Origin of the sequence: Streptomyces sp. NBC_00872 (assembly GCF_045161915.1) — a bacterium.
Lineage (GTDB): Bacteria > Actinomycetota > Actinomycetes > Streptomycetales > Streptomycetaceae > Streptomyces.
The window spans coordinates 3,523,727-3,538,340 of record NZ_CP108806.1 but is presented as its reverse complement, the minus strand read 5'-3'; the positions used below and the strand labels follow the sequence as shown (position 1 = coordinate 3,538,340).

Annotated in this window: 13 protein-coding genes; 8 read left to right on the top strand and 5 right to left on the bottom strand. The window is 69.9% G+C overall.

Annotation, left to right across the window (positions count from 1 at the left end; all coding sequences use genetic code 11):
- The first annotated feature begins 351 nt into the window (after nt 1-351).
- From OG214_RS15010 to OG214_RS14975, 8 genes are all read left to right on the top strand, one after another.
- Nucleotides 352-1,596, top strand: a complete 1,245-nt coding sequence (locus OG214_RS15010; protein WP_405985023.1) for an amidohydrolase — start codon at nt 352-354, stop codon at nt 1,594-1,596.
- Nucleotides 1,597-1,745: 149 nt separating this feature from the next.
- A complete protein-coding gene (locus OG214_RS15005) occupies nt 1,746-2,810 on the top strand; it encodes a BMP family ABC transporter substrate-binding protein (protein WP_363079780.1) in 1,065 nt (354 codons plus the stop codon).
- Between the two features lie 343 nt (nt 2,811-3,153).
- A complete protein-coding gene (locus tag OG214_RS15000) occupies nt 3,154-4,764 on the top strand; it encodes an ABC transporter ATP-binding protein (protein ID WP_405985022.1) in 1,611 nt (536 codons plus the stop codon).
- Complete coding sequence (locus OG214_RS14995) at nt 4,761-5,897, top strand: ABC transporter permease (RefSeq protein WP_405985021.1); 1,137 nt, start codon at nt 4,761-4,763, stop codon at nt 5,895-5,897. The genes OG214_RS15000 and OG214_RS14995 overlap by 4 nt, the downstream gene beginning before the upstream one ends.
- A complete protein-coding gene (locus OG214_RS14990) occupies nt 5,894-7,189 on the top strand; it encodes an ABC transporter permease (protein ID WP_365906077.1) in 1,296 nt (431 codons plus the stop codon). The genes OG214_RS14995 and OG214_RS14990 overlap by 4 nt, the downstream gene beginning before the upstream one ends.
- Nucleotides 7,186-7,611 (top strand): cytidine deaminase, encoded by a 426-nt coding sequence (locus OG214_RS14985; protein WP_405985020.1) that lies wholly within the window; start codon nt 7,186-7,188, stop codon nt 7,609-7,611. Before OG214_RS14990 ends, OG214_RS14985 begins: the two co-directional genes overlap by 4 nt.
- A gap of 98 nt (nt 7,612-7,709) precedes the next feature.
- Nucleotides 7,710-8,999: a thymidine phosphorylase gene (locus OG214_RS14980; protein WP_365906094.1), complete on the top strand. Its 1,290-nt coding sequence runs from the start codon at nt 7,710-7,712 to the stop codon at nt 8,997-8,999.
- A gap of 126 nt (nt 9,000-9,125) precedes the next feature.
- The gene (locus tag OG214_RS14975; protein ID WP_405985019.1) at nt 9,126-9,554 is read left to right on the top strand and encodes an STAS domain-containing protein; all 429 of its coding nucleotides are present in this window, start codon (nt 9,126-9,128) and stop codon (nt 9,552-9,554) included.
- Nucleotides 9,555-9,556: 2 nt separating this feature from the next.
- On the opposite strand, the gene OG214_RS14970 is transcribed toward OG214_RS14975, so the two are convergent.
- From OG214_RS14970 to OG214_RS14950, 5 genes are all read right to left on the bottom strand, one after another.
- A complete protein-coding gene (locus tag OG214_RS14970; protein ID WP_363085138.1) occupies nt 9,557-10,540 on the bottom strand; it encodes a sigma-70 family RNA polymerase sigma factor in 984 nt (327 codons plus the stop codon).
- A 71-nt stretch (nt 10,541-10,611) separates the two neighbouring features.
- Nucleotides 10,612-11,307, bottom strand: coding sequence for a L,D-transpeptidase family protein (locus OG214_RS14965; RefSeq protein ID WP_363085139.1), 696 nt, complete (start codon nt 11,305-11,307; stop codon nt 10,612-10,614).
- A gap of 174 nt (nt 11,308-11,481) precedes the next feature.
- Entirely contained in the window at nt 11,482-12,231 is a 750-nt protein-coding gene (locus OG214_RS14960; RefSeq protein WP_405985018.1) for a hypothetical protein, read from the bottom strand.
- A gap of 13 nt (nt 12,232-12,244) precedes the next feature.
- Nucleotides 12,245-13,129 (bottom strand): DNA-processing protein DprA, encoded by an 885-nt coding sequence (locus OG214_RS14955; protein WP_405985017.1) that lies wholly within the window; start codon nt 13,127-13,129, stop codon nt 12,245-12,247.
- 118 nt (nt 13,130-13,247) lie between these two features.
- Nucleotides 13,248-14,555 (bottom strand): MFS transporter, encoded by a 1,308-nt coding sequence (locus tag OG214_RS14950; RefSeq protein WP_405985016.1) that lies wholly within the window; start codon nt 14,553-14,555, stop codon nt 13,248-13,250.
- Nucleotides 14,556-14,614: the final 59 nt, after the last annotated feature.

The following is a 14,614-nucleotide window of genomic DNA, read 5'->3' as shown; positions in this document are numbered from 1 at the left end:
TGGCGCGGGTCGGGCGATCGCGGGGTCCCCCCCTCACGAATCGCGATGGCCCCGGCCCTGACCTCGACGGCACACACATGTGCCCACCACCGAGCTGGACTGGGAAGGTACCGATCATCGTAGAGAGCCGCACTGACAACGCCCAGCGCGTTTTCCCCGAGCCCTCCGCCGACCGTCGCCGACCTCGCCCGCCCCCCCCCGCCGCCCCTCGAGGAGCGGGGCGGTATACCCGCTCCTTCGTGGGGCTATGCGCCGCCGCGCCGGGTTTCTTCCCCTGGGTGGCTGAAATTTTGCTGATCGTGACTTCGTTGATCCCTGAAGAGGCCTAGTCTTCGACAGGTGAGCCAGTTGATGTCCCCAGAGTCCGAGACCGACGAGCTGCCCGGCGACAGCGTGCTGCCGGGGGAAGCCGCGCTGCCCGGCGCGGTGAGCGAGGGGTTGCGTGCCGAGCTGATCGCCTTCCGGCGGGACATGCACATGCATCCCGAGCTGGGCAATCAGGAGTTCCGTACCACCGCCGCGCTCAAGCACCGTCTGGAGCGGGCCGGGCTCGCCCCCCGGGTGCTCGCGGGCGGGACGGGACTCGTCTGTGACGTCGGGACCTGGGACGGGGTACGGCCCATGCTGGCGCTGCGTGCCGACATCGACGCGCTGCCGATTCCGGACACCAAGACCGACGTCCCGTACCGCTCCACCGTGCCCGACCGCGCGCACGCCTGCGGACACGACGTCCACACCTCCGCCGTCCTCGGCGCCGCCCTGGTGCTCGCCGGGCTCGACCGGCAGGGCCTGCTGCCCAACGCCGTACGGCTGATCTTCCAGCCCGCCGAAGAGGTGCTGCCCGGCGGCGCCGCCGACGCCATCAAGGACGGGGCGCTGGACGGAGTCGGCCGGATCATCGCGGTGCACTGCGACCCCCGGGTCGACGCCGGGCTGATCGGGCTGCGCCCCGGGCCCATCACCTCCGCCTGCGACCGGCTGGAGATCTCCCTCGACGGTCCCGGCGGCCACACCGCGCGCCCGCATCTCACCACCGACCTGGTCACCGCCGTGGCCAAGGTCGCCACCGAGGTCCCGGCCCTGCTGGCCCGCCGGGTCGACGCCCGTTCCGGGCTCGCCGTCACCTGGGGACGTATCGACGCGGGCCACGCCTGCAATGTCATCCCGCAGCACGCCGAGCTCTCCGGCACCGTCCGCTGCCTGGATCTGCCCGCCTGGCGCGACGCCCCCGACATGGTCCATGCCGCGATCGACGAGATCGCCACGCTCCACCACGCCAAGTCGCAGATCAACTACGTCCGGGGCGTGCCGCCGGTCGTCAACGACCCGGTCGTCACGGAGCTGATCCGCGCCGCCCAGACCGCGCGCCGCGGATCGTATGCGATCGAGGACACCGAGCAGAGCCTCGGCGGGGAGGACTTCTCCTGGTATCTGGAGCATGTGCCGGGCGCGATGGCCAGGCTCGGTGTGCGGACGCCCGGCAGCCAGGCCCGGTACGACCTGCATCGTGGTGATTTCGATGTCGACGAGCAGGCGATCGAGGTCGGTGTGGAACTGTTCACGGCCGCCGCGTTGATCGACGGAAACCGTTTGTAACCGGCCATGAACACCTCCCGTCACCTCCCGTTCGCGACGATCCGATAACAGCTTCCGTACGGGTCTTTATCTGACATCTACGCGCGTTACGATCGCCGCGAAACCAGCGCCGGAAGAGGCGCTTCGGTCAGGTTGAAGGGACCACCCTCTTGCGCCGGGTAACCAAGATTGCTGCGGCGGGCATCGCCTCCGCCGCGCTCGCTCTGACTGCCACCGCGTGTGGCAGCACTTCGGCCGACAAGGCCAAGGAAAACGACACGTCGAGCTCGGCTTCCGCCGCGGACGGCGTCAAGGTCGGTGTCGCCTACGACGTGGGCGGCCGTGGTGACCACTCCTTCAACGACTCCGCCGCGCGCGGTATGGACAAGGCCAAGTCGGAGTTCGGCGGCGAGGTCAAGGAACTGACCGCCAAGACCACCGACACCGAGGCCGACCGCGTCGAGCGTCTGACCCAGCTCGCCCAGGCCGGGTACAACCCGGTCGTCGGCATCGGTTACGCCTACTCCAACTCGATGAAGCAGGTGGCGGTCAAGTTCCCCGACACCACCTTCGGCATAGTCGACTCCGTTGTCGACGCGAAGAACGTCGACAACATCGTCTTCACCGAGGAGCAGGGCTCCTATCTCGCGGGTGTGGCCGCGGCCCTGAAGACGCAGAAGAAGCACGTCGGCTTCATCGGCGGTGTCGACGTCCCGCTGATCAAGAAGTTCGAGGCCGGCTTCGTCCAGGGCGTCAAGGACACGGACAAGAGCCTCAAGGTCGACGTCCAGTATCTGTCGCACGGTTCCGACACCTCCGGTTTCGCCAGCCCCGACAAGGGCAAGGCCGCCGCGCAGGGCATGCTCGACAAGGGCGCCGACGTGATCTACTCGGCCGCCGGCTCCTCCGGTTCCGGTTCCATCGAGGCCGTCAACGGCGTCAAGGGCGCCTGGGCGATCGGCGTCGACTCCGACCAGTACAACCAGGCCTCGCTCGCCAAGTACAAGGACTCGATCCTGACCTCGGTCGTCAAGAACGTCGATGTCGGCGTCTACGACCTGATCAAGTCGGTCCACGAGAAGAAGCCGCTGCTCGGCACCAACAGCTACTCGCTCGCCAAGGACGGCGTCTCGCTCTCCACCAGCGGTGGTTTCATCGAGGACATTCAGGCCAAGATCGACGAGGCCAAGCAGAAGATCGTCGACGGTTCCATCACGGTCAAGACCACCCCGTGACCTCCGGTCAGGACCGCCCGGCGACCCCCGGCCAGGACCACTCCGTGGCCTCCGGCCGGGATCACTCCGGGGCCCATGGGCGGGGCTGCTCCGCAACCCTCGGTCATGACCGTCCCGCAACCCCCTCCGGCACGCGTTTCCGGGTTCTTCGGAGTCCCGCCGCCGGCTGAGCGTTCGGGCCCGGGGAGAGGCTTTCACCCCCTCTTCCCGGGCCCATAACGATGTGTCAACTCTACGCGCGTAGGCGGGAGTTGACGCGCTAGCGTCACCACGCCCCCCGCCCCAACGCTCCTTCCTCCGAGGAGAGTGCGCCATCAACGCGTCCAGCCCTCCCGCCGTCGAATTGCGCGGCATCACCAAACGCTTCCCCGGCGTCGTCGCCAACAGCGATATCGACATCACCGTGCGCAGAGGCACCGTGCACGCCCTCTGCGGCGAGAACGGCGCCGGCAAGTCGACCCTGATGAAGATCCTCTACGGGATGCAGAAGCCCGACGAGGGGACCATCACCGTCGACGGTGACCAGGTCGCCTTCGGCAGCCCCGCGGACGCCATCGCTCGTGGCATCGGCATGGTGCACCAGCACTTCATGCTCGCCGACAACCTCACGGTCCTGGAGAACGTCGCCCTCGGCGGCGAGAAGCTCTACGGCATCGGCTCCCGCGCCCGCGCCAAGATCAAGGAGATCTCGGACGCGTACGGCCTCGGCGTACGGCCCGACGTCCTCGTCGAGGAACTCGGCGTCGCCGACCGGCAGCGCGTGGAGATCCTCAAGGTCCTCTACCGGGGCGCGCGGATCCTGATCCTCGACGAGCCCACCGCGGTGCTCGTCCCCCAGGAGGTCGAAGCGCTCTTCGACAATCTCCGGGAGCTCAAGTCCGAGGGCCTGACCGTCATCTTCATCTCCCACAAGCTGGGCGAGGTGCTGTCGGTCGCGGACGAGATCACCGTCATCCGCCGCGGTACGACCGTGGGCACCGCCGATCCGCGCTCCACCACCTCCCGGCAGCTCGCCGAGCTGATGGTCGGCAGCGAGCTGCCCTCCCCGGAGACCCGTGAGTCGACGGTCACCGGGGTACCCGCCCTGACGGTCCGTGATCTGAGACTGACCGCCACCGACACCGACGGTGTCGTACGGGACGTCCTCGCCGGGATCGACTTCACCATCCACCGGGGCGAGGTCCTGGGCATCGCGGGCGTCGAGGGCAACGGCCAGGCCGAACTCGTCGAGGCGATCATGGGGATGCGCGATCCGGACGGCGGTGTCATCACCCTCGACACCACCGACATCTCCCACGCGCCCACCCGCAAGCGGCGCGAGAGCGGTATCGGCTACATCCCCGAGGACCGCCACCGGCACGGACTGCTGCTGGAGGCCCCGCTCTGGGAGAACCGCGTCCTCGGCCATGTCACCGAGCGCCCCAACTCCAGGGGCGGACTCATCGACGCCAGGGCCGCCCGCCTCGACACCGAGCGGATCGTGCGCGAGTACGACGTACGCACCCCCGGCATCGATGTCACCGCGGGCTCCCTCTCCGGCGGCAACCAGCAGAAGCTGATCGTCGGCCGCGAGATGAGCCACACGCCCAAGCTGCTGATCGCCGCGCACCCCACCCGGGGTGTGGACGTCGGCGCCCAGGCGCAGATCTGGGACCAGATCAGGGAGGCACGCCGCGGCGGTCTCGCGGTCCTGCTGATCTCCGCCGACCTGGACGAGCTGATCGGCCTGTCCGACACCCTGCGGGTGATGTACCGGGGCCGGCTGGTCGCCGACGCCGACCCCGCCACGATCACCCCCGAGGAACTGGGCTCCGCGATGACAGGCGCCGCCACCGGCCATCTGGAGGCACAGGACACGGCCGGCGCCCCGGGCGCCGCGACCGGTCCCGGCACCGAGGCCGGTCCTGCGGCCGGGCCCGCCGCCGGAACCCGCGCTGGGGGAGAGGACCGATGAAGAAGCTCACCTCCCGGATCGACAAGGAGCGGCTGCTCCTCGCGATCGCCGCCCCCGTACTGGCCGTGGTCGCCGCGCTGGTCGTCACCGCGCTGGTCATCGCCGTCACCGGCAAGAACCCCTTCGAGGCGTTCGACGACATGCTGTCGTACGGCTCCGCCAGCGACAGCCAGGTCTACATCCTCAACAAGGCGACCACGTACTACCTCGCGGGCGTCGCGGTCGCCATCGGCTTCCGGATGAACCTGTTCAACATCGGCGTCGACGGCCAGTACCGCATCGCGGCCTTCTTCGCCGCGGTCGTCGGCGGCACCCTCGATCTGCCGGGCGTCGTCCAGATCCCGGTGATCATCATCGTCGCGATGCTGGTCGGCGCGATGTGGGCCGGGATCGCCGGTGTCCTCAAGACCTCACGAGGGGTCAGCGAGGTCATCTCGACGATCATGCTGAACTCCATCGCCACCGCGATCATCGGCTATCTGATCCAGCCCGAGCGGCTCGGCCAGCTCGACGAGGCGGGCACCCTGGTCTCCACCAAGCCACTGCCCGAGTCGTCCTGGTTCTTCACCATCGACATGGGCCCGGCCGGACTCCTCTGGGGCTTCCTCTTCATCGCCGTACTGGCGGGCCTCGCCTACTGGTTCGTCCTCGGCCGTACCCGCTTCGGCTTCGACCTGCGCGCCGTCGGCCAGTCCGAGTCGGCCGCCGCCGCGAGCGGTGTCAGCGTCAAGAAGATGATCGTCACCAGCATGATCCTCTCGGGCGGTATGGCCGGGCTGATCGGTATGCCGACGCTGCTCAACGAGAGCCACATGTACAGCAACGACTTCCCGCTGGGCATCGGCTTCACCGGTATCGCCATCGCCCTCCTCGGCCGCAACAACCCGGTCGGCATCGCCCTCGCCGCACTGCTCTGGGGCTATCTGGAGCGCACCACCAACCACCTTGAGGTGATCGGCTACGACAAGGAGATCCTCGGCGTGCTCCAGGGCGTCATCGTCCTGTGCGTCGTGATCGCCTACGAACTCGTGCGCCGCTACGGCCTCAGGCGCCAGCAGCAGCGGGTCGGCGCCGAACTCGCCGCCCAGGCCGCCCAGGCTGCCAAGACCGAGAAGCTGGAGGTGGCGGGATGACTGCCACGACGACCGACACTCCGCCTCCGGCCGCGCCGAGGGCCACGGCCCCGGGCGCCAAGCCCGTACGCCGCAAGCTCACCCTCGCCCGGGTCCTGCTGATCATCGCGGGCGCCCTGATCCTGCTGTCCGCCGTACGGATACTCACCGGCGCCGACCAGCTCACCTCCACCGGCCAGATCAGCGCCTCGCTCGGTCTCGCCGTGCCGATCGGTCTCGCCGGACTCGCCGGTCTCTGGTCCGAGCGGGCCGGTGTGGTCAACATCGGTCTCGAAGGCATGATGATCCTCGGCACCTTCGGGGCCGGCTGGATCGGCTGGCAGACCAACCCCTGGCTGGGACTGCTCGCCGGGGTCGCCTTCGGGGTCCTCGGCGGACTGCTGCACGCGGTCGTGACCGTCACCTTCGGGGTCGACCACATCGTCTCCGGTGTGGCGATCAATCTGCTGGCGCTCGGGGTCACCCAGTATCTCGCCAAGATCTTCTTCAACTCCGGCGAGGCGCTGACCAAGGGCGGCAACCCCAAGCAGTCGCCACCGGTCGACTCCATCCCCGATGTCACCGTCCCCGGCCTCTCCGACGGTCTCACCTCCCTGGCGAACCACCACTGGTTCGTGGTCTCGGACCTCGCGGGCATCCTCGGCGGTCTGGTCACGAATGTCTCGGTGCTGACGGTCTTCGCCGTGGTCCTCTTCATCGCCACCTGGTGGCTGCTGTGGCGGACCCCGTTCGGACTGCGGCTGCGCTCCTGCGGTGAGAACCCGGTCGCGGCCGAGTCGCTGGGCGTCAACGTCTACTCGTACAAGTACGCGGCCGTCGCCGTCTCCGGCGGTCTGGCCGGTCTCGGCGGTGCCTTCCTCGCGACCGTGCCCTCGCACATCTATCTGGAGGGCCAGACCGGCGGGCGCGGTTATATCGGTCTCGCCGCGATGATCTTCGGCAACTGGCGGCCCGGCGGGCTCGCCATGGGCGCGGGTCTGTTCGGCTTCTCCGACGCGCTCCAGCTGCGCAACGGCGGCGAGACCGTCCACGCGCTGCTGCTTCTGCTGGTCGTGCTGCTGGTGCTGCTCGCCCTGTGGAAGGCGTACCGCAAGGCGATGGTCCAGGCGGGCGCGAGCGCGGCGGTCGCCGTGCTCATCCTGGTCTGGTACCTGCTGACGGACACCGTGCCCGAGGACTTCGTCGGCGCCACGCCGTATGTCGTGACCCTTCTGGTGCTCTCCCTGTCGGCGCAGCGGCTGCGGATGCCGAAAGCTGATGGCATGCGCTATCGCAGAGGACAGGGCAAGTGACCGCCGCCGCCGGGAACGGGGACACCGCCGGGAACGGGGACGTCGACTGGGGGACGCTGCGGACCGCCGCGCGCGAGGCGATGGCCCACGCGTATGTGCCGTACTCGCGCTACCCGGTCGGCGCCGCCGCGCTGGTCGACGACGGCCGTACGATCACCGGCTGCAACGTCGAGAACGCCTCGTACGGTCTCGGACTGTGCGCCGAGTGCGGTCTGGTCTCCGCCCTCCAGCTCGGCGGCGGTGGCCGGCTCACCCACTTCACCTGTGTCGACGGCAAGGGTGAGGTGCTGGTGCCGTGCGGACGGTGCCGGCAGCTGCTGTACGAGTTCGGCGGCCCGGAACTGGTCCTGGAGACCCCGGACGGGATCCGCACGCTCGACGAGATGCTTCCGCAGGCCTTCGGGCCGGGGCATCTGATCTGAGACCCGGCCCCGGCACCGCCGCGATCCGGCGGGCCGGGGCCGTACTGCCTGTGTACGACGTCTACGACGTGTACGACCCGCTGTACGAAAGGAACGCCATGGACGTCATCTCCGTCATCCGCGCCAAGCGGGACCGCGGCGAACTGACCCCGGAGCAGATCGACTGGGTGATCGACGCCTATACGCGCGGCGAGGTCGCCGACGAGCAGATGTCGGCGCTGGCGATGGCGATCCTGCTCAACGGTATGAACCGTACGGAGATCGCCCGCTGGACCGCCGCCATGATCGCCTCCGGCGAGCGCATGGACTTCTCCGCGCTCTCGCGGCCCACGGCCGACAAGCACTCCACCGGCGGAGTGGGCGACAAGATCACGCTGCCGCTGGCCCCGCTGGTGGCCGCCTGCGGCGCCGCCGTACCGCAGCTCAGCGGCCGGGGTCTCGGCCACACCGGCGGCACGCTCGACAAGCTGGAGTCCATCCCCGGCTGGCGGGCCCTGCTCTCCAACGCCGAGATGCTGGAGGTCCTGGAGACCACCGGCGCGGTCATCTGCGCGGCGGGCGACGGACTGGCCCCCGCGGACAAGAAGCTCTACGCGCTGCGCGATGTCACCGGCACCGTCGAGGCCATCCCGCTGATCGCCTCCTCGATCATGTCCAAGAAGATCGCGGAGGGCACGGGATCGCTCGTCCTGGACGTCAAGGTCGGCTCCGGCGCCTTTATGAAGACCGTCGAGGACGCCCGTGAACTGGCCGCCACCATGGTGGGTCTGGGCACCGACCACGGTGTACGGACCGTCGCCCTGCTCACCGACATGTCCACCCCGCTCGGACTGACCGCGGGCAACGCCCTGGAGGTACGGGAGTCCGTCGAGGTGCTCGCGGGCGGCGGGCCGGCCGATGTCGTGGAACTGACCCTCGCTCTCGCGCGCGAGATGCTCGACGCGGCGGGCCTCAAGGACGCCGATCCGGCGAAGGCACTGGCCGACGGCTCGGCGATGGATGTCTGGCGCCGGATGATCGCGGCCCAGGGCGGCGATCCGGACGCGGCGCTGCCGGTGGCCAGGGAGCGGCATGTGGTCACCGCGCCGGCGTCGGGAGTCCTCACCAGGCTCGACGCGTACGGTGTCGGCGTCGCCGCGTGGCGTCTTGGCGCGGGCCGCGCCCGCAAGGAGGACCCGGTCCAGGCGGGCGCGGGTGTCGAACTGCACGCCAGGCCGGGCGACGAGATCACCGCGGGGCGGCCCCTGCTGACGCTGCACACCGACACCCCGGAGAAGTTCGGCTACGCGCTGGAGGCGCTGGAGGGCGCGTACGACATCGCCCCGTCCGGCACCTCGTACGAGCGGACCCCGGTGGTGCTGGAGCGCGTCTCCTACCCGGTCGGCTGACCCGGGCGGGGCGGCCCCCCGGCCGCCCCGCCGCCCTGCCGGGCTCGGCCCCCTGGTGCCCTGCCGGGGTCGGCCCCCGGCCGCCCGACGGCATCGGGGCCGGGGGCGCCGCGATGAGTTCCGGCCATGGCGCCGGTCTCATTCGGCGTGGACGCCACAGAACCGATCGTTCTTGTCATCACGGGCCGGCTCACCCCGGCCGATGTGCCCAGGCTGTGCGAGGAACTGACCGCGCGGCTGTACGGCACGGAGGCGGCCGAGGCGATCTGTGATGTCGGCGGGCTCGGCCCGCCGAATCTCGCGGCCGTCGAGGCGGTGGCACGCCTCCATCTCACCGCCCGGCGCCACGGCTGCCGCCTCGGGCTGCGGGGCGTCGGCGGTGAGATGCGGCTGCTCCTGGACCTGATGGGTCTCTCAGATCTCGCGGGCACGCTTCAGGAGACGCCCGGTGCGGGTACGGGTGCGGGGGCCGGTGCGGGCGCGGGGGCCGCGACCGGGACCGGGACCGTGACCGGGGAGAGGGAGGGCGAGGGCGAGGGAGGCGAAAGCCGCTGAGATCACTCCTTCTCCAGCCTCGGCGGCAGACCGAACAGCGGGAACCAGCGGGCCGCGTCGAGGAAGTTGTTGATCCCCACGATCCGGCCGTCCTCGATCTCGATGATCTGGAGCGCCCACGGCGTATGGCCGGAGCCGTCCTCGGCCGGGTGGTAGTGCGCGAACGCCGGGGTGCCGTTGGCCGCCGTCGGGATGAGCCGCGAACCGCGGCAGACCGAGCCCACACCGAGCAGCCAGCCGACGATGTCCTCATGGCCCTGGAGCCAGAGGTCGTAGGGCGGCATGGAGAACTTGGCGTCGTCATGGAGCAGCGCGGTCAGCGCCTTCATGTCATAGCCCTCGAAGGCCGTGACATACCGCTCCAGCAGCGCCTTCTGCTCGTCGTCCAGCGGATCGGCCGTATCGGTCTCGGCGGGCCCCGCCTCGGCGAGGGTCGCACGGGCCCGCTGGAGCGCGCTGTTGACGGAGGCGACCGTGGTGTCCAGCAGCTCGGCGACCTCGCTCGCCTTCCAGGCCAGCACCTCACGCAGGATCAGCACGGCCCGCTGCTTCGGCGGAAGATGCTGGAGCGCGGCGACGAACGCCAGCCGGATCGTCTCCCGCGACACCGCGGTGTCCGCCGGATCCGCCACCGACGGCAGCACGCGCCCGTCCGGCACCGGCTCCAGCCAGGTGATCTCCGGACGGGCGCTGAGCTGGGCCTCGGCCACCGGTGTCGCGGCCGTGAGATCGACGGGCCGCGCCCTGCGGTTGCCCGCGTTGAGCATGTCCAGACAGACGTTGGTCGCGATGCGGTAGAGCCACGACCGGAGCGAGGAGCGGCCCTCGAACGCGGCGAATCCGCGCCACGCCCGCACCATCGTGTCCTGCACGGCGTCCTCGGCCTCGAAGGCCGAGCCCAGCATCCGGTAGCAGTAGCCGGTCAGTTCCGTGCGGTGCTTCTCCAGCCGGGAATCAAGGTCCTGTGCCGGAACAAGATCACTCATAGGTCACCCCAGTCGCCCCCTTGAACAGTCTCCCGGAAGCTACCGCACGGCACTGACATCGATGCTGATACTCAGGTTCCCGGCTTCCGGCCGTAGACGTAGACGTCGTCACCGTTCTTCAGCAGGGACCAGTACTTGACGGCGGCGGTCTTGGTCATGTTCACGCAACCGTGCGAACCCGGCGGGTTCCACATGCTGACGCCGACCGAGTGGAAGGCCTGGCCGCCGTCGAAGAACTGGCTGTACGGCATGGGCACGTCGTAGATCGAGGAGACGTGGTTCTTGTGCCGCCAGTAGATCTTCTTCAGCCCGGTCCGGGTCTCGTACCCGTTGCGCCCGGTACGGACCGCCACGGGCCCGTACACCAGCTTCTTGCCGTCCTGCACCCAGCTCAGCTGCCGGGTGAGGTCGACACAGGCGATACGGCCCTTGTTGACCGGGCACTTGCCGGCCTTGTTCGGTGTCTTGCCCGCGGCCTTCTGCTTGTTCATCAGATCCATCACGCCCCAGGTGACGGGTCCGGCGTAGCCGATGGTCGGCGTGATGCCGTGCTTCAGCTGGAAGGAGCGGATGGCCTTGCAGTCGGCCGCGGACTGCTTGCCGTCCACCGGCCGGCCGAGGAACTTCTCGACCTGCTTCTGATACGGCCCCTTGCTGGTCGTACACGAAGCCGCCTGCGCGGGCGCGGCCCCCAGCACCACGGTCAACGGCACCACCAACGCGGCAACCCCCGCCGCCACGGCACCGGTACGTCCTATGTGCCCCATCCCCACCCCGTCCGTCAGGGGCGCGTGTCACCCGTCGGTACACGTCACCCGTATGGAGTCTTCCGGGTGCTAGACGGATGAGAGACCCCCGCAGTTGCAGGGAGGGGCGGGCGAATCTGACACACAGCGCCGTCCGCCTCTCGGGTGAGCCAGGTGGGATTTGTCGGACAGGCTCTAGGCGTGGCTCCACGACCGGATTGCACAGACGTCCCAGGAGAATCGGCGCAGTCGCGCTTGCCTGATGTGTGTGGCGGTGTCGCCATAGTTGATGTTGAGGTGCCGTCCGAGAACGACGACTGCCACACTTCCCGCTCCAGCGGCTTTCAGCGCCGCGGCCGCGGACTGGGCATGGCTGCCCGTCGTCCAGGTGTCATCGATGAGCAGGACGCTCTCGCCCCAGAGTGCCGATGACGTGTAACGCTCGGCCGAGACGGTGCGGCCGAGTGCGGACGCGTTCGGTGCGGGTGTGAGCAGGTCGCGGTAGCGGTCGCGGGTGACGCCTGCCATGTCGGCCACCATGATGCGCAGGGGATGGTTCTCACGTCCGCTCGTGCTGGGCACGATGGTGACGGTGTCGAAACCGGGTACGGCGCAGTGGGCCGCGACGCAGTCTTCGTGCAGGGCGAGAAAACGCCACAGGACAGCAGCCAGCCCCACGCGGAAGTGCTGCTGCTGAGGGCCGGCAGCGTTCTTGTAACGCCACAGTTCGTTGGCGTACTGCTCACCCTTGAGGGCCAGGCTGACCGGCACCACGGCGTCGGCGACTCCTGTGCCGAGGACGTTGCCGGCCTGCCGGCACTGCCAGCAGGTGGGGTAGCCGGTGTTCGCCGGGCCGCGGCAGACCTGGCAGACGCCAGGGCCGGGCGGCAGGGAGTGGACGAGGAAGTTGGCGTAACGGGCGGACAGCCCGACGACGGTTGCCACCCTGATCCGCCGGCTACGCCCAGGTGAGCTCGCCCGCGGCGGGGACGAGCGAGTCGAGTTCGTCGAAGACGTCGTCGGGGCCGTCGATGACGGTTGTGTTGGGCCTGGTCGCGTACTCCCGTGCCCACTCGTGAGTCATCAGAGAGCGCATGAGGAAGACCCGCCGACCGTGCTCCAAGGCCAGGCGCGCCTGCATACGGGCCCCGCTGCGGTAGGCGGCCTCGACTACGACGGTGGCCAGGCTGTACCCGCTCATCACGGCGTTACGCATCGGGAAGGACGTCTTTGAGGGCGGAGCGTCCGGCCAGAACTGGGAGATCAGCAGGCCCCGCTCTGCGATCTCCTCCTGGAGCCGTGCGTTCTGCGGGGGGTAGGAGCGCCGCAAACCGGTGCCGATGACACCGACGGTCCGGCCGCCGACGGCGAGGGCGGTTCCGTGCGCGGCGGCATCGATTCCGGCGGCCAGTCCGCTGACCACTGTGACGCCGCGTTCGGCGAGCCCGCCCGCGATGGCGCGGGCGTGGGAGACGCCCTCCGGGGTGGGCGTGCGCGTGCCGACGACGGCGACCCGCAGATCGTCGCTGACAGGTGCGCCGCGCAGGAACAGGAAGGGTGGGCGCTGGTGGACCAGCCGCAGGTAGAGCGGGTAGCCCTCATCCAGGATCGTGACCAGCCGCATGCCCTCGCGCTCCCAGGCCGCGATCTCGGCCGCGACGGCTTTCAGATCCGTGGCGGGCTCGGTGTTGAAGAGCGCGCCCTGGCCCGAGGCATCGAGCGCGTGCTCCAGTACATCGCATGCGCTCCCGACGGTCTCGATCTGGTCGGTGAGTTCGGACCAGGAGCGATCGCCTCGTCGCAGGAGCGCGACGAGGGCGGCGCGCTCCAGTTCCTGGTCCATGGGCCAAGTATAGGTAGACCGCCGGGGCAGGATTCCGGGGGAGATACCGGCACGATCGGCTGAGGCGCTGGGCTCACTCGGCGAGGACGGCCCGGTTCCGGACCGTGTCGGCGGCAAATCAGGCCGCCGCGGCGGTCAGGCGGCGCTCCGCTCGGGCGCGGTGGGTGCCGTAGAGGGTGAGGGAGACGACGCCGAGCACCGCCGCCAGGCCCAGCAGTACGGTCGCCACCCAGCCGCCCGCGTGGAACGCGATCGCGCCGAGCGTGCCGCCCGCGCTGCTGCCCAGGTAGTACGCCGACTGATAGAGCGCCGAGGCCTGCGCGCGGCCCGTCTTCGCCGTACGGCTCACCGAGGACGAGGCGACCGCGTGGCCCGCGAAGAAGCCCGCCGTGATCAGCACCAGACCGAGCAGCACCGCGGCCAGGGTGTCCGCCAGGGAGAGCAGCAGCCCCGCCGCCGTCGTCCCCACGGCCAGATAGAGCGCGCCGCGCCGGCCCAGCCGTCCGACCAGCCGCCCGGCCGCCGCCGAGGAGACCGTACCGACCAGATAGACCAGGAAGATCGAGCCGATGACGCCCTGCGGGAGGTCGAACGGCGCCTCCGCCAGCCGGTAGCCGATCACCGTGTAGACCGCGCCGAACACCGTCATGAAGAGCGCGCCGATCGCGTACAGCCTGCGCAGCAGCGGATCGGCGAGATGTCCGCCGACGGTCCTCGCCAGCGACCGCGGACTCAGCGAACGCGGGGTGAAGTTCCGTGCCTTGGGGAGCAGAACGCGGAAGGCCACCGCGCACACCACCGCCAGCAGTCCGACCGCGCCGAGCGCCGCGCGCCAGCCCCAGAGCTGGGCGACCCAGCCGGTGAGGATACGGCCGCTCATCCCGCCGACGCTGTTGCCCGCGACGAACAGACCGATCGCGGCGACCAGCGCCTTGGGCCGTACCTCCTCGGCGAGGAACGCCATCGCCGACGCCGGCAGCCCGGCGAGCGCCGCGCCCTGCACCGCGCGCAGCGCCACCAGCCACTCCAGGCTCGGCGCGAACGGCACCAGCAGCCCGACCACGACGGCGACCGCAAGCGAGACGGTCATCAGCGTGCGCCGGCCGGACCGTTCGGACAGCGCGCTCAGCGGCAGGACGAAGAGCGCGAGCGCGCCCGTGGCCGCCGAGACCGTCCAGCTCGCCTGGCTCGCGGTCACACCGAGGCCGGTGGAGATGGCGGGCAGCAGGGCCTGGGTGGAGTAGAGGAGGGCGAAGGTCGCGACCCCCGCGGCGAAGAGGGCGAGGCTCATACGGCGGTAGCCGGGCCGGCCGGGGCTCAGATGCGCGGAGGCGGAGGCGGGGGCGATGGCGGGATCGGCGGTGGCTGTGGACGGCGAGGGGGAGGCGCCCACGGTGGTGGGCGCCCCGGTACTGACGGAAGGCATGTTCCGAACGTAAGCACCGCGGCTTCATGCGTCCAATGCATGGAACGGCGATAATCGTT